This is a genomic window from Protofrankia symbiont of Coriaria ruscifolia, assembly GCF_900634745.1.
Taxonomy (GTDB): domain Bacteria; phylum Actinomycetota; class Actinomycetes; order Frankiales; family Frankiaceae; genus Protofrankia; species Protofrankia californiensis.
The window spans coordinates 26,695-51,456 of record NZ_CAAAFR010000047.1 but is presented as its reverse complement, the minus strand read 5'-3'; the positions used below and the strand labels follow the sequence as shown (position 1 = coordinate 51,456).

Below are 24,762 nucleotides of genomic sequence, written 5' to 3'. Positions count from 1 at the left end.
AAACATCATCGCGCTACCTCCGGGCCGACGGGGCAGTACGTACACGGGGAGGCAAAGCCATGAACGTCGCTTTTCTCGGAATGGGACGGATGGGACGGGAGATGGCCCGCCATATCAGCAACGGAGGCCACCGGCTGACGGTCTGGAACCGGACACCGGGCCGGGCCGGGGAGCTGGTGGCCGCGGGCGCGCGCGAGGCGGCGTCCGTGCGGGATGCGGTGGCCGACGCCGACGCGATTGTGCTGATGCTCTTCGACGACGACTCCGCCCGCCAGGTGCTCGACGAGGTGATCGCCGGTGCGCCCGCGCACACCATAGTGATCAACGCGACGTCGATCGCGCCGGCGACCGGACGAGAGCTCGGACAGGTGGCCGCCAGGGCGGGGCTGCGCTACGTGGAAGCACCTGTGGTCGGAACGATCGGACCAGCGCGGGCAGGCACACTGCGCGTCCTGGTCGGCGCAAACGAACAGGACGCGGCCGCCGCCGAAGGACTGCTGTCCCTGTTCGGCACCACGCGGCACGTCGGCGGCATCGGTGCCGCCACGTCGTTGAAGACGGTCGTGAACCTGGGGCTGGCGCTCACCACCGCAGCGCTGGGCGAGGCGTTGCGACTCGGATCGGACCTGGGCGTCGACCGTGACCTGCTGCGCCGCGAGCTCTCCGGCGGCGCGCTGGGGTTCATCCTGGGCTACAAGCAGGCGATGCTCGCGGACAACGACTTCCAGCCCGCCGCGTTCACCCTCGACGGTCTGATCAAGGATCTGCGGATCGCCACCGGATCGGCACGCCGACCGCTGCCGATGGCCACGATCACGCTGGCTCTCGCCGCGGAGGCATCCGACGCGGGGCACGGTGAGGACGACTTCTCCAGCCTCGCCGCCTACTACACCGCGACCTGACCGACGCCACGCACAAGGGTCATCAGGAACATCGGGGCCGTCAAAAGAACGTCGGGGCTGTCGGGAACGTCAGGTACGGCCGGCGATCAGCAGCGGAATGTCGTGGGCGTAGTCGACGACCTTGGTGCCAGCGAGATACACGACATGGGCTATCCCGTCCGGGCTGAAGGCCGTCACCTGCGTGCCGTGCGAGACGGTCACCGACCCGTCGGGCTGCTGCCGCGGCCGCTCGAGGGTGACACCGAGCTGGTCGGCGTAACCGGCGATCAGCTCGAACGAGCCGGTCAGTCCGATGAAGGACGGGTCGAATTGGGCCAGCCAGGCGCCCAGGACCGCTGCGGTGTCCCGCTGTGGATCGGATGTGACGAACACCACGGACACCTTGGCACGGTCAGCAGCCGGCAACACGCCCAGCGCGGCGGCGATGTCCGCCATGGTGGTCGGGCAGATGTCCGGGCAGTGGGTGTAACCGAAGAACAACAGGGTGAGCCGGCCGGCGGTGGCCGCCCGAAAATCGTAGGAACGTCCGTCCGTGCCGGTCAGCCGGATGTCCGGTTTGCCCAGCGGGTTCTGTAACGCCACCCCACGCACACCCGCGGCACCCTGGAGATCGTCCAGATGCACCGGCCCGCCGCCGGCCCGGTGGCCGGTCGTCTCCGGTGAACCGCAGCCGGCAACCGGCACGGCGAGTAGGATGCCGGCGAGGAGCACGACGACCAGCGACCGGTGCCGTCGCATCCCGAGTCCGGATCGGCGGAAGCTCACCCGTCAACAATGCACTCGCCGGCAACGGACCCACCGCGGGGATGCCGGTCACGCGGGGATACCGGTCAGCCGGTGGCGCGACCGGCCAGGCCCAGTGCGTAGTCGAGCCACCACTTGCCAGCGGCAGGCCCACCGTTGCACGTTCCGTCCGATTCCCCGGGAACCTTGATCCACAGGTACGCGTCGACAAGCGGATCACCTGTGTTGTCGGTCGGGTGGACGCCCAGCGCCCGGCCCGGTGGGTTGCACCAGATGTTGCCGGACACGGGGCCGAGTCCGTTGCGGCTGGTGTCGATGACGAAATGGCTGGTCCCGCCCAGCGCCGCGGCGACCGCGGCGCCGTAGCCGCGCTCGTCCGCGGTCTCGTCGAAGTTCGAGACGTTCAGGGCGAAGCCGCGGGCCCGGTCGACACCCGCGGCACGCAGCCTGGTGGCGGTCTCGGCGGCGCTGCGCCAGGTAGCGTTCCCGGCGTCGAGATAGACGGTCGCGCCGGTGCGGGCAAGCACGTCCACCGCGTTCCCCAGCAACGAGTACCGGGTCTGGCGGTCGGCCGTGGACAGGCAGTCGGTCTGGGAGATCGCGTCGGGCTCGAGGATGACCACGGCCGGGCCTCGACCGATACCGGCGGCAAAAGCGGCGATCCACGCCCGGTAGGCGTCCGCGTCACCGGCCCCGCCTCCGGAATAACCGCCGCAGTCGCGGTTGGGGACCGCGTAGGCGACCAATACCGGTAGCGCACCGGCGGCCCGGATTTCACTGACACGGCCGGCAACCCTGGCCTGAACGGCACCCGGATTCGCGGTGTCACCACCGAACCAGTCCGCGTGCGAGGTGTTCGCGATCCTGTTCAACGTGGCAGCGTTCGCGGGAGCGCTGCCACGCAGCCGGGCGACCGCGGCCATGGCGTCACTGTTGGGGTCGACGTAAAGCGCGGCCCCCGTGAACGGGTTGCCGCCGGCTGGCGCCGGTGGTGCCGGCGGGACCGGCAGTGGTGATGGCGACGGCGTGACGATGACCCCGGTGCGCCCGGAGGGATGCGTGGGCCTCGCGGCCGGCGCAGTGACTGTTCCCACCGGTGCCGGGGCGAACGAGCCGAAAACCGCGGCAACACTCGTCGGTCGTCCGGCCGCCATCATAGCCGTAGCGGCCGGACGCGGGATCAGCACGTCCACCGAGGATGGGGAGAGCGAAGGAAACATCACGCGCACACAACCGAAACCCACGAATACAGCGACGACGAGGGCCGGCACCGCCCACATCCATCGAGGACGGCCGGATTTCGGACGATGCGCATGGCGGGCGGCCCTGTGCGTGGACCTTCCGTGCGCGCCTGTCGACACACGACCTCCGAACGGGCGGTTCAATGCGGCGTTTCCTTGCTGCGCCCCCTGTCCGTGCGGGCAGTTTAGCAGTGGCTGCACCGGCAGCACGGAATCGACCAGGGTGGCGACCCTAACATGTCTTGCGACAAGAGTATGTCGATAAGATGACAACAACGACTTCTTGCGGTAACTTTTAACCATCAAAAAACAATTGATGTTGTTTTTTCGTTGTGAATAGTCCGGCATGGTGGACAGCAAAATTCGACCGGCGGGGGCGTATGCCTGGGGAGGCCCGCCTGCCGCCCGCGCGAGCGGGGAGAGTCAGCATGAAGGTTGTTCTGTTCTGCGGCGGCCGAGGGGAGCGCCTCCTGGACGGAAGCACGATCCAGGTATTCACGCCGAAGCGGACGACGGACGCGCCGAAACCAATGCACCTGGTCGGCGACAAGCCGATTCTCTGGCATCTCATGAAATGGTACGCGACACACGGTCACACCGATTTCATCCTTTGTGTCGGCTTTCGCGGGGAGTTCGTGCGCGACTGGGTCTCGGAACTGTCTACGGTGCGCGTCGACGAACCCACGGCACTGCCGGGCGTGCCCTGCCACCGGCTGCTCGACGGCGAGGCCGCCGGCTGGTCGGTCACGGTCGTGGACAGCGGCCTCACCGCGCCGGTGGGGCAGCGCCTGCGCGCCGTACGCGACCTGGTCGGCTCCGAGGAGCTGTTCCTGGCCAACTACGCGGACGGACTGTCCGACGTCCCGCTACCCGAGATGATCGAGGAAGCCGACCGGAGCGGGGCCGTCGCCACCCTGCTCGCGGTACGGCCGCCGGCGACCCTGCATGCCGTCGGTTTCAGCTCCGATTCGTCCATGATCAGATCAATCGCTCCCCTGGCGATGCAGGACGTCTGGGTGAACGCGGGATTCTTCGTCCTGCGACCAGCCGTGTTCGACGTGATCGGTCCTGGCGAGGACCTGGTGGACGCTCCGTTCGGCCGGCTGGCGCAGGCCGATCGGCTCGGCGGCTTCCGGTACAGCGGGTTCTGGCGGGCCATGGACACCGCCAAGGACCGGCTCATCCTGGACGAACTGTGGTGTTCGGGCGTGCGACCGTGGGCGATCTGGGAACACCCGGTCCACGACGAGCTGGTCCCCTCCCAGTCACGGGCGCCGCGATGATTGCGTGGACGCCATGGTGGCTGTGACGGTGGCTGTGATTGTCGGCCCGGACGGGGTACCGACGACAACGTGGCCTGAAAGCAGCGCCATGACCACCGACAAGACAACCCGGCGGCCACCGCACGAACGAGGGGAACACACGATGACCACGTCAGTCGAGCCGATACCCGCCGGGTACCCCACGATCAGCCCATATCTGTGTGTTGACGGCGCCGCAGCCGCCATCGATTTCTACACGCAGGTCTTCGGCGCGACCGAACGGATGCGGATGGGCGCTCCGGGCGGCAAGATCGGGCATGCCGAGCTCGCGATCGGCGATTCACTGATCATGTTGTCGGACGAGTACCCGGAGATGGCCGCCATGGGGCCGAAGTCGGTGGGCGGGACACCGGTCACCATCAGCGTGTACGTGGAGGATGTGGACGCGACCTACGACCGTGCGGTCAAAGCCGGCGCGAAAGGGCTGCGGCCGGTCGAGACCCAGTTCTACGGTGACCGTTCCGGCCAGTTCGAAGACCCGTTCGGGCACCACTGGAGCGTGTCGACACACGTCGAGGACGTCCCGCCCGAGGAGATCTCCCGCCGCGCGGCCCAGGCCGTCGGCGGCACGACCAACGGCCAGGGCTGACCGGCGGCATCCCCCGGCCGGCCCTGCTCAGCCCCGCCCAGGGTCTGGGTTCGCTCGGAGAGCGGTGTTCGCTCGGTGTTCGCTCAGGGTGTGGCGTTGCGGACGAGCTCATCGGCCTGGGCCGGCCACCAGGTACCGGCCGGGGGGTTCTTCCGTCCGCACTCTCCGTCGCTGGCCCCCGGCACCTTGATCCAGAGAAAGGCGTCCGCACGCGGGTTACCGGTTTCGGTCGTCGGTGCGGTTCCCAGCCCCCGTGCCGGCGGGTTGCACCAGGAGTCCTTCAGGGTGCCGCCTGCCGGGCCACGCCCGTTGCGTGAGGTGTCGACCACGAAGTGGGTGCCGCCGGTCAGTGCCGAGATCACGTCGGCGCGGGCCACCTCGTCCTGGGTGTGGTAATAGTTCGACACGTTGACGGCAAACCCGCGGGTCCGCTGCACGCCGGCCCGGTTCAGGCGGTCGGCGATAACCGGTGCCGCTGTCCAGCCGCAGTTGGCACCGTCGAGGTACACGCTGGTGCCGGCTAGTCCGCCGTAGACGTCGACGGCGTCGTTGAGCAGCTGGTAACGCTCCTCCTGCTCAGCGGGCGTCAGACTGTCCAGCTGTGCCAACGAGTCCGGTTCCAGGATGACGACGGCGTTGCGGGCGCCGATGGCCGCCGCGACCTTCCTGGTGAAGGCCCGGTAGGAGGCCGCGTCGGCTTCTCCACCGGCGGAGAAGCCCGCGCCGACGTCACGGTGCGGGATCGCATAGACCATGAAGACGGCGGTGGCGCCGGTCCGGTCCGCCGCAGCCGTGCGCGCCGCCACCTCGGCCTGGACGTTCTCCCCCAGCCAGTCCCCGACCGGGTAGGCCAGCGGCCTGGCGGCAACCGCCGCGGCGGCCGTCCCGGTGGCCGGGTCCTGGCGCGCCGCCTGGGCCGGCTGGCTGTTCGAGTCGATGAGAAACGGCACCCGGGGCGCCGGGCCGTGCGGACCCGGCCCTGCCACCGCGCCGCGACCGGCGGGGTCCCCGGCGGGACACTGCGCGCCGACCGCATTCAGCGGTGTGGTCAGCCCGGCGGTCCTGACCGCCGGGGGGTTCGCCGCGCCCCCGCCACCGCAGGCGGCAAGGACCGACATGGCGCCCGCGACCGCGGTAGCCCTGACCCAAGTGCCACGCCGCGGCCGGTCAGTGCCCGGACCCCGTTCCCCCGTGACATGCCGGACCGACCTGGAGATCAATACAGCCCCTCCTCATCCAACATGAACCCAGGTGGCAACGGAGGGAACACCCTCGTCATTGGTCACGAAAAGCATGTACCAGTCTGGCGGAAGCAGGTTGGAATTCTCCGGGACGTCCAGTGTGATGCTGCCGGCTGTCTGTTGGACGATGGGTAACGCCACGGAGCGTTGCTCGGTATCGGTGACATGGGTGTAGGCACCCGGCCGGATCAGGCGCACCTTGGCCGCCGGCTGTGACGACGCCACGGTGATGGTCGAGCCCCGGGTGATCTCGGTCGGCACCAAGGAGATCTTCGGACGCTCGCCCTTGTAGAGGTAGGGCGGGGAGTACACCTCGACACGGGTTTCGAAGACGTTCTCGTCGCTCAACGGGTTGGAGCCGAAGACCGCCACGCGCCCGTCCGGGAGCAGCAGGTACTCGGAGTGGTAGTCACGGCCGACGTGCGGGTCGGCCGCCGGGGTGAAGCTGTTGGTGTCCGGGTGGTAGATCTCGGCGGTCAGGGAGTCCTTGGCCCGGTAGGCGGTGGAACCGCCGGAGACCAGCACCGTGTCGTCGGGCAGGACGACGGCTCCGGGATACCGCTTGGCCTTCGTCAGGTTCGGGCCGCTGACGTAGGTGGGATCGGGCGAGGCCAGGTCGACGATGGCGGTACGGGCGCTTGCGTCCTGGGTGTCGCCGACGCCGCCACCGGCGATGAACATCACCTTCTGGTCCTGCGCCGGAGCAAGCATGATCGTCCCGGCCGTCTCGTTGATCTCTGGTTCGGGCAGCCCGTCGACCAGCTGGAAGGAGTTGTCCGCCAGGTTCCACAGACCGGGCTGGCGCTCGGAGACGTCCGCCGGACCGTAACCGGCGTTGGCACCGGAAAAGAACAACCGGCCGTCGGCGGCAAGCAGCAGGGACGGATAGGTGGGAAAGACCTTTTTGAGATCGGGATGGTCCTTCCACATCCTGGTGGCCGCGCTGAACAGCTCGGTGTTGCCCTGGTCGATGTCACCGTTCTCGTCGAGACCGGAGACCGACACCACCGTGCCGTCGGCGAGAGTCACCAGTGTCGGATACCAGCGCGCGTGGTTCAGCTCGCCGGTCTTCTCATACCGCTCGGTGCCCGGGTTGAAGATGTAGGAGTCCTTCAGACCCTGATACTCGTGCTTCTTGCCGTCGGGCGAGTCCTGCGCCAGCAGCTCGTACTTCTTGGTACCCCCGGCGATCAACAGGTTGCCGTTCGGGAGGAAGGCGTGCCCCGCGCAGAAGACGTCCCACGGCGTGTAGACGTCGGCAAAGGTGTTCGCGATCGGATCCCACAGCACGGTCGTGAACTTCTGCGCGTCGAAATTGCCCTGGTCGTTGCCGGAGCCGGCCATGAGCAGGACCTTGCCGGTACGCAGCATGGCCGCGTGAATGGACCGGGTGCCGCTGTCGGCGACGATGTCCCAGCGCCCATGTCCGCGCATGTAGTCCGGCTGGTGGGACTGCCATTCGGCATACTGCGCGGTGGCCCACGAGGCGGCGAACGGACCATTTCCTGCAATGATCAGAAGAAGGAGTACGCCGAGCTGGATCATCCGCCGCCGGCGAACCCGGCTGACCTGCGTGGAGGCCGTCATGCCAGTTCCTCGAGCAGCCCATCGCCGGAGACGCGGCGCCGGCGCGGTGTGAGTTTCAGGGTGACATCCTCCACATAGGCCCCGGACGCCGGGCCCTCACGGGCAGGACCTCCCGGTGCCGGCTGCCCGGCCGCGGCTGCGGACCGGCCCACCTGCGCGGAGCTGTTCTGGGTACGCCAGCCCGGCTTGCCCGGTGTGGACACGGGCGCGGGCCGGACCAGCTTCTGCGTGGTCTCCTCAACGTAACTCCCTGGGCTGAGCGAGGACAGCCCAGCCGGCAGAATGATCGTCTGGGTGGCCTCCTCGCGGTATCCGCCGGGTGCGGACGACGACAGCGCCGGCACGACCGTTGTCTGGGTGACCTCCTCGCGGTATCCGCCGGGTGCGGACGCCGCGAGCACAGCCGGCCGCGCAAGCACCCTGGTGATCTCCTCGACCTCCCCCCAGGGCACCGTGGCCGACGATGACGCCGTGGTTGTGGCGGCGACCGCCGCTGCGGCGGGTACCGCCACTTCGGCTGCCGCCACGTCGGGCATCGCTGCTTGTTGTTCGGGTGCCGCTGTTTGTTGCGGTATTCCCGGCTGCTCGGACACCACCATCGGCAGCAGGCCGTGCACTCCCGCGGAGCGAAGCCAGGCGGCAATCGTGGAGACCGACCACATGACAATAGGGGTGAGGCAGATGAGCAGCGATAACGCCGCCCAGACCGTGTTCGCCGGATACACGTGACCGAAGACCGCCGCGGCGGCGATGGAGGCTGTGGAAATCGCCGCCCAGAAGATGTGTTTGCGAAAGGTCAGGAGCCGGTCGGGACTTGCGCTCTGGCCCTTGGGGGTGACCACGAACCCGAGCGGACGCCGGAGCAGCGCGCCGACGAAAGCAGTCGAGTAGAACGGTGTGCACAGCATGGAGACGAAGATTCCGGAGATTCCGGCGCTGCCCTTCTCCTCATGCGGGCTGATGTTGAACCGCCGCAACCAGATGTAGAGCAGGAGTCTGGCCACGGCCACGTCGATGTAGAGAGCCAGCCAGGATGATATATGCACGGTCACCCCGGTCGACCCCAACGCCATGTAGCTGAAGGTGAGCAGCATTCCCATCAGCCAGGTGAGGGCGACAGTCGGATAATGCAGCATCAGGGTGGCGTAGTGCAGGCGCTGCCCCCACGGCAGCTTCCGCAGCCGGCGTACCGACTCGGTGATCAGAACCTCGTTGGAACCACGAGCCCATCGCAGCTGCTGGCTGAAGAAGTCGGTCCAGGTGGCCGGCCCCTCGCCAACCGCGACCACATCCGGGGTGTACACCGACTTCCAGCGATGACCGGAGTCGGACTGGCGTGCCCCGTGCACGGCGAAGGACGTGGCCAGATCCTCGGTGATCGAATCCTGGAACCCGCCGATCTGCCGCCATGCCGACACGCGGTAGGCATGGTTCGTACCGACGAACATGCCGCAGCCGAACCGGTTGGCCGCCCGCTGGATGACCGAGTGGAACATGTAGTTCTGGGCCTCCGCACCCCGGGTCAGAAAGCCGCGGAAGTTCCCGTAGACCTGCGGCCCCACGACGAAGGCGACCTGGGGGTCGCGGAAGTAGCCGAGCATGCGCGACGCGAAGTTCGGCAGCGGAATGTGGTCCGGATCGACCGACAGTACGATGTCATAGGAGGCGCCATGGGCGTCCAGCCAGGAGTTGTGATTGCCATGTTTGGTCTTGGCGCGGAACCTCCCCTTGGGCTCGTTCCACCTCTCGACCCCCTTGCGGGTGAAATGGCTGACCCCGAGGTCCTCGCACATCCGGCGGACCGTCGAGTCGTCCCCCTCGTCGAGCAGCCAGATGTCGATGGGTGTGCCGTAACGGATCTGCCGGGCCGCGATCAGGGTGTCGCGCACGACGTCCAGTGGTTCCTTCGACGGCACGATGGTGGTCGTGAAAGCGATCCGCAGACCTGCCGGGGGCCTGACCGGCACCGGGTTGCGCATGATGTAGGCGGCCCAGCAAAGAGTGATCGAATTGAGTAACCGGATGCCCTCGGAGACGACGATCATCCAGAACATGACCGCGTTGCCGATGCGCACCGGCGCTGGCAGGTATCTGCTCTGGGGAAAGTGATCCGGTTGGACCAGCCAGACGAAAAACAGCGACGATAACCCGACAGTAGCTATCAGGAGCGGCAGCACCATCCAGAGCTCCCGACCCACCATCACCTTACGGTAGGCAACGTGATACTCTGCGTCAGCAGGCGGAAGAGTGAGTGGACCCGCGAGCTTCGAGAAGGAGGTGTAGTCGTAGGCCAATTCTCTTCCAAGGACTCGTGCCACCGGCGGGCTGTGGTCAGCGCCACGACATGCGTCGCATGCAGTTCGGTGAACCGGCCCGCGCCGGGACAGGGATACGCGCCAAAACCTTGTCCGTTGTCGACATGTTCGCGGTCGGCGATCCGCCGGATCCAGGTCGGATCACCCGGCGTCGACCACGCGATGGCGACGCCATACCCGAATCAGTCCGTACTGGTTGCGATCTGCGATCCGTCAAGGACATCGTGCCGCCGCAGTGCTAGGGAGGCTGGGGGGCACTGACCCCGGATGCCGGGCGGCAGGCACACGAAACCGACACGCAACAGACGTCCTGGAAGCCGATCATCATCAGGCCATGTCACCGGATACCTGCACGGAACGGCCGGCCGCCTGCCATGCGATCCCGCCGAGGAGCAGCACGACACCGGCGGTGAGGCTGAGCCACAGGCCCAGACCCACCTCGGCGGTGGCCACGGGATGATCCGTCTGGAAAGTGCCGATCCGCAGCCGCAGGAACCTGGCGGCTATCGCATCCCCAGCATTGATCTTAATGACGGCGAGGGCGGCAATCGCGCCCCCGGCCACGGGCAGCGCCAGCCCGAGCGGACGAGCGCGCGGGACCTCGCGCAGCAGCACGCTGACGACAACGCAGAGGACGCCTAGTCCGAGCACCACCTTGCCATGCCAGGACAGCTCCAGCCCCGTCCTGCTGTGGTGCAGCAGATCGGCGCCGCGGTCGGACAGGGTCGCACCCGCCCACGGCAGGAACACCCCCGCCACAGCGACCACCGCCGCCACGCCGCATCCCAAAGTGATCATGTTTGCCGTATGCGACCCGACACCAGTCGGCACATCCCCATCCGACACGGCGTTCCCCCCCCGTCGTTGGCACAGCCCCACCATGGAATCCGACGCCCGACGCCCCCGAAACGCTCGAACGGGCAGACCACTCCTTGTCCGATCATGACCTGGACAAGAAGACAAGTAATGGAATGTCTAGAGCTATCCCCTACCGAGTCAGAAGCGTACCTGGCGCCGCAGCTCGGTCGTAGGCGTCCCCTGGCGTCACCAGGTCGCCAATCAGGTGCTCTGTCCCGCAGGTGCGGTCAGCCGCTCAGTGCCCCGGGGACTCGGGCCACCGGCGGCCCGAAAAAATGATCACGTTGCCTTTGGTCTCCAGGAATCCTTTGGCCTCTACGAATACAGTGCCTAGATCACCAGGTGACCGTCGCCGACGCCCACCCAGGTGGTGGACGTCAGCTCGGTCAGGCCCATCGGCCCGCGGGCATGCAGCTTCTGGGTGGAGATCCCGATCTCGGCACCGAACCCGAACCGTTCACCGTCAGTGAAGCGGGTCGAGGCGTTGACCATGACTGCCGCACTGTCGCAGGTCGCGACGAACCGGCGGGACGCGCTCAGGGAACGGGTCACGATCGCCTCCGTGTGTCCGCTGCCCCACCGGCGGATGTGCGCGACGGCGTCGGCGAGGGAGTCCACCACCCGTACCGCCATGTCCAGCGACAGGTACTCGGCGGCCCAGTCCTCCTCCGTTGCAGGCAGCGCCGACGGGTCGTGGGAACGGGCCACGTCGTCACCGTGGACCGTCACCCCCGCCTGGCGCAGCGCCGCGAGCACCCGCGGCAGGAAGACGTCCGCGACACCCGCGTGCACCAGCAGCGTCTCCGCCGCGTTGCACACCGACACCCGCTGGGTCTTCGCGTTGAGGACGATCGCCAGTGCCTGGTCGAGGTCCGCGTCGACGTCGACATAGACGTGACAGTTACCGACCCCGGTCTCGATCACCGGCACGGTGGACTCCTCCACCACGGTCCGGATCAGCCCCGCACCCCCACGCGGGATCAGCACGTCGACGAGGCCGCGCAGGCGCATGAGCTGCTTGACGGACTCGTGGTCGGCGCCGGGCACGAGCGCGACCGCGTCGGCGGGCAGCCCCGCCCCCGCCACAGCGTCCCGCAACGCCGCGACCAGCGCCGTGTTGGTACGCAGGGCTGAGGCGCTACCACGCAGCAGCACGGCGTTGCCGCTTTTGACGCACAGGCCGGCCGCGTCGACCGTCACGTTCGGACGGGCCTCGTAGATGATCCCGACCACGCCGAGAGGCACCCGGACCTGACGCAGTTCGATGCCGTTGGGCAGCACCTGACCGCGTACCACCGTGCCGACCGGATCGTCGAGCAGCGTGACCTGGCGCAGACCGTCCGCGATCGCGGTGAGGCGGTCAGGAGTAAGGGTGAGCCGGTCGATCATGGCCTCGCCGGTGCCGGCGCCACGAGCGGCGGCCACGTCCTCGCGGTTGGCCGCCAGGATCGGCCCGGCACCGGCGAGAAGCGCATCCGCCATCGCGTGCAGAGCGCGGTCCTTGTCCGCGCGGGACAACGGGGCGAGTACGGCCGCGGCATCCCGCGCCCGGACCGCGGTCTCGCGGACATCCTCCGCAAGGCTGTTCATGACCAGTTCCTCCCGACGCTCGTCCAACGCGTCACGCCTAGAAGGCCGGAGGCGGGGCGATAATGTTTTCCGCGCCGCCGACGGCCCACGTTTCCAGGGCACCGGAGGGCCGAAGGCGCCGCGATCATATTCTTTCCGCGCCGCCGGACCCCGGAGCACTACGAGGCTACCGGCGTGTCAGGGGATTCATAATGATCGTCTTTATGGTGACCGCTCGGGACGGGCACGCGCACTACCCGCACCCGCGTGCGGAACCGTCAGAGGCGCGTCCTACCGTGCAGGCATGCTCGTGCTGCACACATCCGACTGGCACCTAGGGCGTGCCCTACACCGGTTCGACCTCCTGGCGGCGCAGGCCGCGTTCGTCGACCATCTCGTCGAGGTCGTCCGGGCCGAACACGTCGACCTCGTCGTGGTCAGTGGGGACGTGCACGACCGGGCCATCCCGCCGGTCGCGGCGATGCGGCTGTTCGACGAGGCGCTGTCGCGGGTACGTGACGCCGGCGCACACGTGGTGGTGATCAGCGGCAATCACGACGCCGGGGCGCGCCTCGGTGACAAGGCCGGGCTGCTCGACCCCCGGGTACGCATCAGGACGGACGTATCCGCCATCGCCATACCCGTCACTGTCGAGGACTCCCACGGGCCCGTCCACGTCTACGCGCTTCCCTACCTCGAACCGGCGGCGGTGGCCGCCATCCTGCCGGCGGCACCCGGTCCGGACACCGACGACGGGACGCACCTCGACGGCACGGCACCCGCTGGCAGCACGGCACCGAGCCATGCCGCGACGCTGGGCCAGGCCATGCGGGCCGTGCACGCCGACCGGGCTCGGCGCGGCGGCCGCAGCATCGTCTGCGCCCACGCCTGGGTCAGCGGTGGCCAGGTCAGCGAAAGCGAACGTGACATCGGCGTCGGCGGGCTCGCGGCCGTCCCTGCGAAGCTGTTCAACGGGATCACCTACACCGCGCTCGGGCATCTGCACCGGCCGCAGGCGTTGGACGAGGGCCTGCGCTACAGCGGCTCGCCCCTGCCCTACTCGTTTTCCGAGGCGACCGACGTCAAATCGTCGCTGCTGGTGGACATCGATGCGAACGGCCTGAGCGGGCTGGAGGAAATCCCGGTACCCGTCTACCGCAACCTCGCAAGGCTGCGGGGCCGGCTGGCGGAGCTGATGACAGGCACCGTCCACGAACGACACACCGCCGACTTCGTCTCGGTGGTGCTCACCGACCCGGTCCGCCCGATGGATGCGATGGCGACCCTGCAGCGCCGCTTTCCCTTCGCGCTCACCCTGAGCCACGAGCCTGCCACCGACGCGTCCGTCGACGAACTCACCTACGGCCGGCGCATCCACGGACGTTCCGACCTTGCCGTGGCCGAGGCGTTCGTCACCCATGTACGGGCCGAACCGAGCGAGCGCGAGCAGTCCCTGCTACAGGCGGCGTTGGACGACGCCCGCCGGGCCGAGGAGGCGGCCTGATGCGTCCGCACCGCCTGGAACTCACCGCTTTCGGAGCTTTTCCGGGTCGGGTTGAGCTGGATTTCGACCGTCTCGGGGCCGGCGGTCTGGTGCTGCTGTGCGGCGAGACCGGCGGTGGGAAGACCACATTGCTCGACGCGCTCGGCTTCGCTCTCTACGGCGTCGTCCCGGGGCTTCGGGCGCGCGCGAAGGACCTGCGCTCCCACCATGCCGACGCGGGCACCGAGCCGTGGGTCCGCCTGGAGTTCAGCGTGTCCGGGCGCCGTTACCGGATCGCCCGGACAGCCGCCTGGGACAGGCCCAGGCGGGGCGGTGCCGGCAGCTCCCGGGTGAACCCCACCGCCCTGCTGCAGCGCCGCACCGACGCCGGCTGGGAGGTGGTCGCCCAGCGCAACGACGACGTCGGGCTCGAGACCGGTCGGCTGCTCGGTATGACCGCCGAACAGTTCTTCCAGGTGATCATGTTGCCGCAGGGGCGCTTCGCCGACTTTCTGCAGGCTGACCACGACGCGCGGGAACGGCTGCTCAAGCGCCTGTTCGCCGTCAGCCGGTTCGAGCATGCCGAGCAGTGGCTCGCCGACCAGGCCAAGATTGCCGGCGAACGGATTGCCGCCGCACGCGGTGACCTCGCCCGGGTGGCGGCCCGGGCTGCCGAAGCCGCCGGGATCGCCGAGCCCGACGATCCCGAGGCCGACGCCAGCTGGGCCGCCGGGCTCGCCGCCACCGCGGGCGCCGCCGCCCACAGCACCATGGACCACGCCGCCACGGCCGCCGAAGCCCGCCGGCAGGCCGAGGAATCACTCGACCAGGCCCGCGGACTCGCCGAACGCCAGCGGGAACGGCGTGGCCTCGACACGAGGCTGGCAGCGCTCGAGGCGCAGCTCCCGGCGATCGAAAGCATGGCCGCCGAGCTGGACGCCGCCCGCCGCGCCGCCGCGGTCCGCCGCGCCCTGGACCACGTGCGGGAACGGGCGGACGACCTGGCGCGGGCGCGCCTGGCCGAGGATGCCGGACGCCACCGACTGGAGCTGCTCGGTGCCCGCCACGACGCTGCCGTCGACGAGCTGGCCCGGCTGTCCCGGCTCACCCACACCGACATGGGACGCCTCGAGCAGTTCGCAAACGTCCTGGCTGCCGCCGAAGCGGACGACGCCGCGGCACAGGCAGCCGACACCGACGCCGACACGCATGCGGCCGCCGCCACCACACTCACCGGATACCTGCGAACCGATCTGCCGGAGCAGCGCCGTGCCCTCGACGCCAGGCACACCCGTGCCAGGGCCGCCGTGGCTGCCCTGGCAGGTGCGCGCGAGCAGGCACGCATGGCCGCCGAGCTGGCCACTGCCGTGCGTCAACGTGCGCATGCCCTCGCCCATGCGCACGACGTGGAACAGTCCGCGCGGGACGCCCGCAACCAGGCCAGCGACATCCGTCGGCAGCGGTTCGATGCGATCACCGCGGAGCTCAGTGCCGCCCTGGTCAACGGTTCTCCCTGCCCGGTCTGCGGATCCCTCGCGCATCCCGACCCGGCCGAGGTCCGCGCGGACCACGTCAGCAAGGACGACGAACTCGCAGCCGAAGCCGTGGCCAACCGACTCGCGGCACAGGCCGCTGACGCCCGCCGCGACGCCGACCGGCTGGACGAACGGATCCGCACGCTGACGGGTGCACTGGCAAACCACGTGGATCCCGGTACCGATCGCAATGCCGATCGCGGTGTCAGCCCCGCCGCTGTCGCTGCCGGCACCACCGTTGACATCACCGGCACGCTCGCCCCGAATTGGGCGGAACCCGCGGCAGGCCCTGGAGCGGACGGCGACAGGGCAGGCACAGCAGGCAAGGCAGGCACGGCAGGCGCGGTGGACGCGGCGAACACAGCGATGGTGGGCACAGCGGTAGACACGGCGGTAGACATGGCGGGGGCGGGCTCGGCCACCGGCGTGCGCGTCGAGCCCGCCGTGCCGCGCGGCCCGTTGCCCACCGAAAACACCGGCAGCAGGCCGCCCCGTCCGGTCGAGGCGTTCGCGACGGTCACCGTACTGGGGATGACCGACCCCGTCCCCAGCGGAAACGAGGAGAAAAACGACCATAAGAGTGCTGGCGGCAACATCGTCAATCATGAATCTGCCAATCATGAATCTGCAGATCGGCAGGTTGCCGATCGTGCTGCTGTGGACGGTGTTGCGCGGCTGAGGGAGCTGCCCGCAGGCTCCGAACTGCCCGCCGTACTACCCGTCGAGATGTTCGAGCGGACCGCGGTCCATCTGGCGGGCCGGGCCGACGCACTCGCCACGCAGGCCGACGACGTCCCGACCGCCGAACAGGCACTCGAGCTCGTGCACCAGGAGGAGACGCGGGCCTCGACCGAACTGGCCGGCCACACCACCGGTGAGCAGCTCGCCCGTACCCGTGCGCAGGAGTGCCGGGCCCGGGCTGAGCGGCAGCGTTCCAGCCTCCCGCCGGAGCTGCGCGACACCGGGCGGCTGGCCGCCCGGCAGCGCGAGGTTGCCCAGTTCGCCGACGCCTACTCGGACTGCCACGCGGCCGCTTCAGCCGCAGCGCTGGCGGAGGAGGAGTACCGCCGCGCCGCGTCGAGCGCGAACAGCGACGCCCACGCCGCCGGCTTCCCGGACGCGACCGCGGCCCTAGACGCCTGTCGGGAGGAGAGCTGGATCGTCGATACCGAGGCGCGCCTGATGGCCCACCGTGACGACCTTGTCGGTGTGCGGTCCCGTCTGGCCAACCCCCAGCTGGCGGTTGATCCGGATACGCCGACGCCGGTGGCCGAGCGGGAAGTCGACGCGCTCGCGGCGCGGCAGCGGCACGAATCGGCGTTCACCGAAGCGGCGCGCGCGAACGACCGGGCCCGGCGGCTGTCCGACCTGGCGCCCGCGTTCGCCGAGGCCTTCGCCGCGATACCGCCGCTGCGTGAGGCCGCGGAGGAACTGCGGGGCCTCGCCGAGCTGGCCGCGGGCCGCGGCGGTAACCGCCACGGCATGCCGCTGTCGAGCTTCGTCCTCGCCGCCCGTCTGGAGGAGGTCGCGGCCGCGGCAAGCGGGCGTCTGTCGGCGATGAGCGGCGGCCGGTTCACCCTCGTCCACGACAGCGGTGAGCGGCGTGACCGGCGCCGGCGGGCCGGCCTCGGGCTTCTCGTCGAGGACGCCTGGACGGGCCGGCGGCGCGACACCGCCACCCTCTCCGGCGGGGAGACCTTCCAGGCTGCCCTGTCCCTGGCGCTGGGCCTCGCCGACGTGGTCACCGCCGAGTCCGGTGGCCAGGCCATGGACGCGCTGTTCATCGACGAGGGATTCGGCAGCCTCGACCCGGACAGCCTCGAGGAGGTCATGAACGTCCTGGACGACCTGCGCTCCGGCGGTCGGCTGGTCAGCATCGTCAGCCACGTCGCGGACCTGCGCCAACGCATCCCCACCCAGATCACCGTCGTCAAGCAGGCCCACGGCAGCCACGTACGTACCACCATCCCCTGACGGGGCCCTAACGGAGCCCCGGACGAGGAAGCCCGGAAACACGAGCGCACCACCCGTGCGTAGCGCCATATAGTACGTGGCGCTACCAAGAACTATGATCAAAATAATCACATAGTGTGAGCTCCGCAACGGCTCCGCGGCTGTCATGGACGCGGTCGAGAACGGCGAAACGATTCTCGTCACCCGCAACGGTAGCCCCGTGGCCGGGCTCCGGCCGGTGCATCGCAGCACATCCGTACAGGAAAAATCACCCTGCGCAAGAACATGGAACCGCTGTATGGTTGAGTGCGCACTGACATGCGGACAAGAAGGTGCGCTTGACCACCAAGATCGACCCGCGCAGCCCGGACTTCGACCGAAAAGGGTTCAACCGGGCACTGATTACCGAATATCGGGCGAACAACGGCACGTTGACCACGACTCTGCCCGAAGCGGCGCTGCTGCTGCTGACGACGGTCGGAACCCGCAGCGGCCGGCCCCACACGACACCGCTGGGCTACATCCTCGACGGTTCCCCGGACCGGATCGTCGTCTTCGCCTCGAACCTGGCTTCGGCCGCCCATCCCGACTGGTATCGGAACCTGGTCGCCAACCCGCGGGTAACCGTGGAACTCGGCGCCGACCGGTTCGACGCCGCAGCGTCCACCACCGCCGGCCCGGAGCGGGAACGCCTTTACCAGGCGCTGATCGACGAGATCCCCAGCATCCGCGATCACCAGGGACAGACCAGCCGGGAAATCCCGGTCGTCCTCCTCCGCGCGGTCCGCTGACGACGGAAGGCGTGGGTGGAAAGTGCTGTTGTCACGACGGTCTCCACCTACAGATACAGAAGCCGTAGGTGGAGACCGTCGCTATCACAACCGTTTCTGCCTACGGCTTCCGCTGCAGGATGTCTACTTACGGTTTCCGCTGCTACGGCTTCCGTTGCAGGATGACGATGTCGTCGCGATGGACGATCTCCCGTTCGTAGGACGAACCGAGTTCCGCGGCGAGAGCGAACGTCGAGCGGCCCAGCATCCCGGGCAGCTCAGCGGCGTCATAGGCGACCAGCCCACGGGCAACCGGCTGTCCCGACGGGTCAACCAGGTCCACCGGGTCGCCCGCGGCGAAGTCACCGTCGACTTTGGTGACCCCGGCCGGCAGCAGCGACACCCGCCGGTTCACGATCGCGTTCACCGCCCCGTCGTCAAGGAACAGCCTGCCCTGCGGGGTGGTCGCGTGCTCCAGCCACAGCAGCCGGGACGCCCGACGCGGCCCGCTCGGGTGGAACACCGTCCCCACCTCGGCTCCGGCAAGGGCTTCAGTGGCGTTCACCGCCGAGGTGATGAGCGTTGTGACCCCACCCGAGGCCGCCATCCGAGCGGCGTCGATCTTTGTTGCCATGCCGCCGACGCCCACGCCGGCACTGCCGGTACCTCGGGTGCCGACCCCCTCGAGGTCAGCGTCCGTCCGGACCTCGCGGATCATGGCGGCCGGGCCACGTCGGGGGTTGGCGTCGTAGACACCGTCCACGTCCGAGAGCAGGACCAGCAGGTCCGCGGACACCAGATGCGCGACGATCGCGGCGAGGCGATCGTTGTCACCGACCCGGATCTCCTGGGTGGCCACCGCGTCGTTCTCGTTGACGACGGGGACCACACCGAGCTCCAGCAGCCGGTCGAGGGTGGTCCGCGCGTTGCGGTAGTGGGTGCGGCGCACCACGTCGGTGGCGGTGAGCAGCACCTGACCGACCTGGTGGCCGGCTCGTCCGAACGCCGTCGCGTACCGGTGCACCAGCATGCTCTGCCCAACGCTGGCCGCAGCCTGTAGGGTTGCCAGATCCCGGGGACGGCGCGCCAAGCCCAGCGGCGCAAGCCCGGCGGCGATGGCTCCCGAGGAGACCAGCACCAGCCGTCCGGCCCGCGGAAGGACCGCCCGCACCAGGGCGTCGACACGGTCGCCGTCGATGCCGCCGCTGGCGGTGGTCAACGACGACGAGCCGACCTTCACCACGACCCGGTCAGCCCGGATCACGAAATCACGGGCGGTCACACTTCGGCCTCGCCCTCCAGATCGTCCGGGTCGTCCAGATCGGCATCCCGGTCGGCGAGGGCTTGGCGGCTGCCGGCCCGGCGGGCGAGCCGCTGCGCACGGGTCAACCGTGTGGAGGCGACAAGCCGGTCGTCACTCCCCCGCGGGCCGAGGGACGATTCCGCCGCCGCCACCTCGCCATCAAGATCATTAATAGTCCGGCTGCCGCGGCGGTTCAGGTGCGGTTCCCAGTCGAAGGTGATCTCACCGATGGTCACCGCCACGCCGGATTCCGCGCCGAGGCGGGCGAGTTCGGTCTCCACGCCCAGACGGGCGAGGCGGTCGGCGAGAAAGCCGATCGCCTCGTCGTTGCTGAAGTCGGTCTGACGGACCCAGCGCAGTGGTTTGGCGCCGGTCACGATGAATCCGTCATCATGCGCGCGGACGGCGAAGTCGGGTTCGTCGACCGCGCGGGGACGCAGGACGACCCGCTGGAACGCCAGCGCCGGCCGCGCGGCCCGATGTTCGGCGACCTGTTCGGCCAGGGCGAGCGAGAGCGCTCGGACGCCTTCACGGGTCGCGCTGCTCACGGCGAAGACACCCAGCCCACGGGCGGCGAGCTCGGGTGTGACCAGTTCCGCCAGCTCGCGGCCGTCCGGAACGTCGATCTTGTTGAGCACGACCACCCGCGGCCGGTCGGACAGGTCGCTGGAGTAAGCCGCGAGTTCGGCTTCGATGACGTCGAGGTCGGTCAGGGGATCACGACCGGGTTCCATGGTGGCGCAGTCCAGCACGTGAACGATGAGCGAGCAGCGCTCGATGTGGCGCAGGAACTCAAGACCGAGTCCGCGTCCGGTGCTCGCGCCGGGTATGAGACCCGGGACGTCGGCCACCGTGTACGGCGCGGTGTCGCCTGCTTTCACCACGCCGAGGTTGGGCACCAGCGTCGTGAACGGGTAGTCGGCGATTTTCGGCTTGGCGGCGCTGAGCACCGACACCAGCGAGGACTTGCCGGCGCTGGGAAAACCGACCAGCGCCACGTCGGCGACGGTCTTGAGTTCGAGGACGGCGTCGAACTGCTCCCCCGGCTCGCCGAGTTCGGCGAACCCGGGGGCTCTACGCCGAGCGGAGGCAAGTGCGGCGTTACCACGGCCACCGCGCCCGCCGCGGGCGATGACCACGCAGCTACCAGCACCGACAAGGTCGGCGATCTGCTCGCCGTCCGGTCGTAGGACGACGGTGCCGTCCGGCACGGGCAGGACGAGGTCTGCCCCGTCTGCGCCGTGCCGGTTGGAACCCTGGCCGGACCGCCCACCGGATGCCCGCTGGTGCGGGTGGAAGTGGAAGTCCAGCAGGGTGGTCACATCCGGGTCGACCCGGACGATGACGTCACCGCCGCGACCGCCGGTGCCGCCATCCGGCCCGCCGAGCGGCTTGAACTTCTCCCGATGAACCGATGCACAACCATGCCCACCGTCACCCGCAGTGACATGAAGGATGACGCGGTCAACGAAGGTGGGCACTGCAGCGCTGCCTTCCTCCACCGCAGCCGACTGGAACGCCTACCCGGATCAGGCGGACAGGAGCTCCTCGGCAGGTATGACGTTGATGACCCGGCGTCCCCGACGGGTACCGAAATGGACGTGGCCGGCGGCAAGCGCAAACAGCGTGTCGTCACTGCCACGGCCGACCTGCGAACCAGGGTGGAAGTGCGTGCCACGCTGCCGGACGATGATCTCGCCGGCATTGACGTACTGGCCGCCGAAGCGCTTCACACCGAGACGCTGAGCGTTCGAGTCACGACCGTTGCGCGACGAGCTCGCGCCCTTCTTGTGTGCCATGTCGCTTCAGGCCTTCCCGGTCTCGATACCGGTCACCCGCAGGCGGGTCAGCTTCTGACGGTGGCCCTGCCGCTTGTGATAGCCGGTCTTGTTCTTGAACTTGTGGATCCTGATCTTAGGACCCTTGACGATTTCGACGACCTCGGCGATTACCTCGACGGACGCGAGCGCGTCCCTGTCGTGGGTCACCACGTCACCGTCAACAAGCAGAAGCGCAGGCAGATTGACGGCCGCACCCGGCTCGCCCGGAACGAGCTCGACGTCGACGACATCGCCGACGGCGACCTTGTGCTGCTTGCCGCCGCTGGCCACGACCGCGTACACCAGTTCTCCTTGCTGAAGTCGGACGGGCGTTGGAGCTGCCGAGGATGGACTGTCCGATTGGTGATCGAACGCTTCCACCCTCAGAGGCCCTGACTGGCGCGGCGGAAACAGCCGCGCCCGGCCCTGATTGCACTACCCTAACACCGCCGGCCAACCACACCGACGCCGGCAGCCGGCCCGGACCGCTACGACGCCTACCAGCACTCCAGACCAGCATGGTGCCGACCAGCATGCTGCCGACCAGCAGGACGGGTCCTTATCAGACGCGCTCGCTCCCGCCACCAGGCGCATCCGGCCATGGCACGGATGAACCATGGCGTCCCGCCCACGGCCAGGCGACCATCGGCTGCGGGGACGGCTGCCCAAACCGGCAGCCAGCGCAACAGCGCCAGCCAAACGGGGGTGCACGGTGGGGTGGCAAGTCGTGATCTGGGGAGCTGGTGCCGTCACGGTAACCGCTGTCCTGACTGCCGGTTGGCCACTGATGGCCTCGACCCGCGCGGCGGACCCGCCGCGACGGTCGGCAACGATCGCAGCGTCGGCTGTCGTCATCACGACCGTGACCGGGGTTGCCGTCAACGGTCTGGTCGGCCTTCCCGCCGGGGTCCGCGCCTTATGGGCGCTGAGCACGGCGGGCGCCGCATGCTGGCTTGCGGTGCGGACTCGCGGACTGGCCGTGGACGGGCTCGCCGAGAAGAGCGCCAGCAGCACGGACGGTGACGCCCTGTCCGCCCAGGACGACGTCGTCCAGGCCCTGGTGGTTGCCACCTACGCCCTGCAGATGGGGGACACCCACCGCGCCAGCGACGCTGTGGACGGTGCGCTCCGGCGGTCCCGCGCCACCCTGGACGCGCTGTTGCGCGAACACCGGCGGCGCGACCTCGTCCGCCGGGAACCGGTGCAGCAGCGCCGGACCGTGGCGGACGCATCCGCCAGCCAACCCTGAGGTCCCACCAGCCGGCGGGGTCAGCTCTCGCGCGCTCCTCCCCCGACCGTCTCCAGACCGCTGGGCGCGCTCTCCTGAGGCGCCGCAACGGCCCGCGATGCGCGCCTGCGACCGGCAGCGCGCACGCCCGACGGGCGGGAAGCATTCGATGACGGTCCCGAACCGTTGGCCGTATCATCACGCCCAGCCGTGTCGTGAACAGCCGTGTCGTGAACAGCCGCGTCGTGAACAACTGTGGTGTCGGCGGCCGGCGCTGGTGCCGGCACCGGCACTGTCGGATCGGCCGGCGCGTTGCGCACGGGCGCAGGCGCGGACGGACCGTCCAGGTGCAGGGTGACCCCACGCCCACCACAGTGCGTGCACGGCTCGCTGTATGCCTCCAGCAGTCCCTGACCGACCCGTTTGCGGGTCATCTGGACCAGCCCGAGGCTGGTCACCTCCGCGACCTGGTGGCGGGTGCGGTCCCGGCCGAGACACTCCGTCAGGCGCCGCAGGACGAGTTCGCGGTTGCTTTCCAGGACCATGTCGATGAAGTCGATGACGATGATCCCACCGATGTCCCGGAGCCGGAGCTGACGGACGATCTCCTCGGCGGCCTCGAGGTTGTTCTTGGTGACCGTCTCCTCGAGGTTCCCGCCCTTGCCGGTGAACTTGCCGGTGTTGACGTCGATGACCGTCATGGCCTCGGTGCGGTCGATCACGAGGGATCCGCCCGAGGGCAGCCACACCTTGCGGTCCAGGGCCTTGGCGAGCTGTTCGTCGACCCGGTACTCGTCGAACACGTCGGCTGGGCCGGCATGCCTGCGGACCCGGTCACGCAGGTCCGGCGCCACCATGTCGACGTAGTCCTCGATCATCGTGGCTTCCTCTGCTCCCTGCACGACCAGTTCAGCGAAGTCCTCGTTGAAGATGTCCCGGATCACTCTGATCACGAGGTCGGGCTCGCCATAGAGCAACGCCGGGGCGCTGGCCTTCGTCGCCTTACGGCAGATGTCCTCCCACTGGGCCGACAGGCGGGCCACGTCCCGGGCGAGTTCCTGTTCGCTGGCACCCTCCGCGGCGGTCCGGACGATCACTCCCCCGTTCTCCGGAGTGATTTTCTTCAGGATCGCCTTCAAGCGGGCACGTTCAGTGTCCGGAAGCTTACGGCTGATCCCGGCGTTCTGCCCGTCCGGCACGTAGACCAGGTAACGACCGGGGAGGCTGATCTGGCTGGTAAGCCGCGCACCTTTGTGACCCATCGGGTCCTTACTGACCTGGACGACGATCGACTGGCCGGACTTCAGCACCTGTTCGATCTTGCGAGGCCGTCCGTCGAGCCCGCTGGCGTCGTAGTTGACCTCACCGGCGTACAGGACGGCATTACGTCCCTTGCCGATGTCGACGAACGCCGCCTCCATGCTCGCGAGCACGTTCTGGACCCGGCCGAGGTAGACGTTGCCCGCATACGACCAGGAACTCGCCCGGGTGACGAAGTGTTCGACCAGCACCCCGTCCTCAAGCACCGCGATCTGGGTGCGGTCACCCGCGTTGCGGACGACCATGCGCCGTTCGACCGCTTCGCGGCGGGCGAGGAACTCGGCCTCGGTAACGATCGGTGGGCGGCGGCGACCGCTGTCACGGCCCTCCCGCCGGCGCTGTCGCTTGGCTTCCAGCCGGGTCGAACCGTTGACCCCGCGGACCTCGTCGTCACGGACCCGGCTTTCGCGCACGTGCACGACCGTCGTCGGGGGGTCGTCGGGAGCGACCTCGTCGACGAACGCGGTGCTGTCCCGGCGACGACGCCTGCGGCGACGGCGCGAGCTGCCCGGCAGTGATTCCTCGTCGGACACGTCCCCATCGGGCGACAGCCCGGCCCGGGACTCCCCGGGCTCGCCGGAGTCGTCCGAATCCGAATCCGAATCCCGATCCGGCTCCGAGTCGTCGGTCTCGGCACGGCCGGAGCGAGCCGGTCCGTCCCAGTCGAAATCGTCGGGACGCGTACGCGCCCCGTCGGAGGCAGGAGTGTCCAGGTCGTCGATGCCGTCGGTTTCCTCATCGGAGCGGGCACGACCCCTGCCGCGGCGGCCGCGGCGGCGGCGCCGCGTCGAACCACCGTCACCGCTGTCGTCGGCCGCCGCCTCCGCGGTCGCCGACGCCTCGACGTCGCCGTACGCGGCGAGCTCCGACTCGAGCTCGTGATCGGGATCCTCCTCGGCGTGCTGGCCGGTATCGACGGCCGGCTTCGAACGAGAGTCCGCGGAACGGCGGTCTGCGGCACGAGGGTCCCCGCCGGTACCGG

The 24,762-nt window shown here is 69.0% G+C and carries 18 protein-coding genes and 2 pseudogenes; 8 read left to right on the top strand and 12 right to left on the bottom strand.

What is annotated here, in order from left to right:
* Window positions 1-44: 44 nt before the first annotated feature.
* Window positions 45-506, top strand: a pseudogene (locus CV1CTNOD_RS27295) (NAD(P)-dependent oxidoreductase); the annotation flags it as partial.
* Window positions 495-902 (top strand): NAD-binding protein, encoded by a 408-nt coding sequence (locus tag CV1CTNOD_RS27290; RefSeq protein WP_278043875.1) that lies wholly within the window; start codon window positions 495-497, stop codon window positions 900-902. The pseudogene CV1CTNOD_RS27295 and the gene CV1CTNOD_RS27290, both read left to right, overlap by 12 nt.
* A 69-nt stretch (window positions 903-971) precedes the next feature.
* Here the strand turns inward: CV1CTNOD_RS27290 and CV1CTNOD_RS07425 are convergent, their stop codons facing one another.
* Together CV1CTNOD_RS07425 and CV1CTNOD_RS07420 are read right to left on the bottom strand one after the other, a co-directional pair.
* A complete protein-coding gene (locus CV1CTNOD_RS07425; protein WP_242606451.1) occupies window positions 972-1,667 on the bottom strand; it encodes an SCO family protein in 696 nt (231 codons plus the stop codon).
* Between the two features lie 65 nt (window positions 1,668-1,732).
* Window positions 1,733-2,866, bottom strand: coding sequence for a glycoside hydrolase family 6 protein (locus CV1CTNOD_RS07420; RefSeq protein WP_242606453.1), 1,134 nt, complete (start codon window positions 2,864-2,866; stop codon window positions 1,733-1,735).
* Between the two features lie 449 nt (window positions 2,867-3,315).
* Between CV1CTNOD_RS07420 and CV1CTNOD_RS07415 the strand changes: the two genes are divergently transcribed.
* Both CV1CTNOD_RS07415 and CV1CTNOD_RS07410 read left to right on the top strand, forming a co-directional pair.
* Complete coding sequence (locus CV1CTNOD_RS07415; RefSeq protein WP_131785408.1) at window positions 3,316-4,170, top strand: glucose-1-phosphate cytidylyltransferase; 855 nt, start codon at window positions 3,316-3,318, stop codon at window positions 4,168-4,170.
* 142 nt (window positions 4,171-4,312) lie between these two features.
* Window positions 4,313-4,798, top strand: coding sequence for a VOC family protein (locus CV1CTNOD_RS07410; RefSeq protein WP_131785407.1), 486 nt, complete (start codon window positions 4,313-4,315; stop codon window positions 4,796-4,798).
* A gap of 83 nt (window positions 4,799-4,881) precedes the next feature.
* Here CV1CTNOD_RS07410 and CV1CTNOD_RS07405 read toward each other — a convergent pair whose 3' ends face one another.
* From CV1CTNOD_RS07405 to CV1CTNOD_RS07385, 5 genes are all read right to left on the bottom strand, one after another.
* Window positions 4,882-5,916 (bottom strand): glycoside hydrolase family 6 protein, encoded by a 1,035-nt coding sequence (locus tag CV1CTNOD_RS07405; RefSeq protein WP_242606450.1) that lies wholly within the window; start codon window positions 5,914-5,916, stop codon window positions 4,882-4,884.
* A 114-nt stretch (window positions 5,917-6,030) separates the two neighbouring features.
* On the bottom strand, window positions 6,031-7,626 hold the full coding sequence (locus tag CV1CTNOD_RS07400; RefSeq protein WP_242606449.1) for a galactose oxidase-like domain-containing protein: 1,596 nt from the start codon (window positions 7,624-7,626) through the stop codon (window positions 6,031-6,033).
* Window positions 7,623-9,806 carry a glycosyltransferase family 2 protein gene (locus CV1CTNOD_RS07395; protein WP_242606448.1) on the bottom strand — a complete coding sequence of 728 codons (2,184 nt, stop codon included), beginning with the start codon at window positions 9,804-9,806 and terminating at the stop codon, window positions 7,623-7,625. The genes CV1CTNOD_RS07400 and CV1CTNOD_RS07395 overlap by 4 nt, the downstream gene beginning before the upstream one ends.
* Window positions 9,807-10,268: 462 nt before the next feature.
* Window positions 10,269-10,787, bottom strand: coding sequence for a hypothetical protein (locus CV1CTNOD_RS07390; protein ID WP_207386251.1), 519 nt, complete (start codon window positions 10,785-10,787; stop codon window positions 10,269-10,271).
* Between the two features lie 342 nt (window positions 10,788-11,129).
* On the bottom strand, window positions 11,130-12,389 hold the full coding sequence (locus CV1CTNOD_RS07385) for a glutamate-5-semialdehyde dehydrogenase (RefSeq protein ID WP_131785403.1): 1,260 nt from the start codon (window positions 12,387-12,389) through the stop codon (window positions 11,130-11,132).
* Between the two features lie 283 nt (window positions 12,390-12,672).
* Here CV1CTNOD_RS07385 and CV1CTNOD_RS07380 point away from each other — a divergent pair, with 283 nt between their 5' ends.
* The 3 genes from CV1CTNOD_RS07380 (at window position 12,673) to CV1CTNOD_RS07370 (ending at window position 18,130) form a co-directional block, all read left to right on the top strand.
* Window positions 12,673-13,872, top strand: a complete 1,200-nt coding sequence (locus CV1CTNOD_RS07380) for an exonuclease SbcCD subunit D (protein WP_131785402.1) — start codon at window positions 12,673-12,675, stop codon at window positions 13,870-13,872.
* A complete protein-coding gene (locus tag CV1CTNOD_RS07375; RefSeq protein WP_131785401.1) occupies window positions 13,872-17,360 on the top strand; it encodes an AAA family ATPase in 3,489 nt (1,162 codons plus the stop codon). The genes CV1CTNOD_RS07380 and CV1CTNOD_RS07375 overlap by 1 nt, the downstream gene beginning before the upstream one ends.
* A gap of 317 nt (window positions 17,361-17,677) precedes the next feature.
* Complete coding sequence (locus CV1CTNOD_RS07370) at window positions 17,678-18,130, top strand: nitroreductase family deazaflavin-dependent oxidoreductase (RefSeq protein ID WP_131785400.1); 453 nt, start codon at window positions 17,678-17,680, stop codon at window positions 18,128-18,130.
* 142 nt (window positions 18,131-18,272) lie between these two features.
* Here CV1CTNOD_RS07370 and proB read toward each other — a convergent pair whose 3' ends face one another.
* Genes proB through rplU form a run of 4 tightly spaced genes read right to left on the bottom strand, consistent with a single transcriptional unit; the run spans window position 18,273 to window position 21,535 of the window.
* Window positions 18,273-19,391 (bottom strand): glutamate 5-kinase, encoded by a 1,119-nt coding sequence (gene proB, locus CV1CTNOD_RS07365; protein ID WP_165485364.1) that lies wholly within the window; start codon window positions 19,389-19,391, stop codon window positions 18,273-18,275.
* Window positions 19,388-20,893: a GTPase ObgE gene (gene obgE / locus CV1CTNOD_RS07360; protein ID WP_131785399.1), complete on the bottom strand. Its 1,506-nt coding sequence runs from the start codon at window positions 20,891-20,893 to the stop codon at window positions 19,388-19,390. Before obgE ends, proB begins: the two co-directional genes overlap by 4 nt.
* Window positions 20,894-20,941: 48 nt before the next feature.
* Window positions 20,942-21,211 (bottom strand): 50S ribosomal protein L27, encoded by a 270-nt coding sequence (gene rpmA / locus CV1CTNOD_RS07355; protein ID WP_131766002.1) that lies wholly within the window; start codon window positions 21,209-21,211, stop codon window positions 20,942-20,944.
* 6 nt (window positions 21,212-21,217) lie between these two features.
* Window positions 21,218-21,535, bottom strand: coding sequence for a 50S ribosomal protein L21 (gene rplU, locus CV1CTNOD_RS07350; RefSeq protein WP_131785398.1), 318 nt, complete (start codon window positions 21,533-21,535; stop codon window positions 21,218-21,220).
* 424 nt (window positions 21,536-21,959) lie between these two features.
* On the opposite strand from rplU, the gene CV1CTNOD_RS25485 reads away from it, so the two are divergent.
* Complete coding sequence (locus CV1CTNOD_RS25485) at window positions 21,960-22,481, top strand: MFS transporter (protein WP_207386250.1); 522 nt, start codon at window positions 21,960-21,962, stop codon at window positions 22,479-22,481.
* A 20-nt stretch (window positions 22,482-22,501) separates the two neighbouring features.
* On the opposite strand, the pseudogene CV1CTNOD_RS28155 reads toward CV1CTNOD_RS25485, so the two are convergent.
* A pseudogene (locus CV1CTNOD_RS28155) lies at window positions 22,502-24,289 on the bottom strand (Rne/Rng family ribonuclease); the annotation flags it as partial.
* Between the last annotated feature and the right edge of the window lie 473 nt (window positions 24,290-24,762).

What these genes read in the sequence shown, in the direction of transcription:
- CV1CTNOD_RS07420 (WP_242606453.1), bottom strand. Translation starts at nt 2,866, where the DNA reads ATGTTTCCTTCGCTCTCCCCATCCTCGGTGGACGTGCTGATCCCGCGT.
- CV1CTNOD_RS07415 (WP_131785408.1), top strand. Translation starts at nt 3,316, where the DNA reads ATGAAGGTTGTTCTGTTCTGCGGCGGCCGAGGGGAGCGCCTCCTGGAC.
- CV1CTNOD_RS07410 (WP_131785407.1), top strand. Translation starts at nt 4,313, where the DNA reads ATGACCACGTCAGTCGAGCCGATACCCGCCGGGTACCCCACGATCAGC.
- CV1CTNOD_RS07405 (WP_242606450.1), bottom strand. Translation starts at nt 5,916, where the DNA reads ATGTCGGTCCTTGCCGCCTGCGGTGGCGGGGGCGCGGCGAACCCCCCG.
- CV1CTNOD_RS07400 (WP_242606449.1), bottom strand. Translation starts at nt 7,626, where the DNA reads ATGACGGCCTCCACGCAGGTCAGCCGGGTTCGCCGGCGGCGGATGATC.
- CV1CTNOD_RS07395 (WP_242606448.1), bottom strand. Translation starts at nt 9,806, where the DNA reads ATGGTGCTGCCGCTCCTGATAGCTACTGTCGGGTTATCGTCGCTGTTT.
- CV1CTNOD_RS07385 (WP_131785403.1), bottom strand. Translation starts at nt 12,389, where the DNA reads ATGAACAGCCTTGCGGAGGATGTCCGCGAGACCGCGGTCCGGGCGCGG.
- CV1CTNOD_RS07380 (WP_131785402.1), top strand. Translation starts at nt 12,673, where the DNA reads ATGCTCGTGCTGCACACATCCGACTGGCACCTAGGGCGTGCCCTACAC.
- CV1CTNOD_RS07375 (WP_131785401.1), top strand. Translation starts at nt 13,872, where the DNA reads ATGCGTCCGCACCGCCTGGAACTCACCGCTTTCGGAGCTTTTCCGGGT.
- rpmA (WP_131766002.1), bottom strand. Translation starts at nt 21,211, where the DNA reads ATGGCACACAAGAAGGGCGCGAGCTCGTCGCGCAACGGTCGTGACTCG.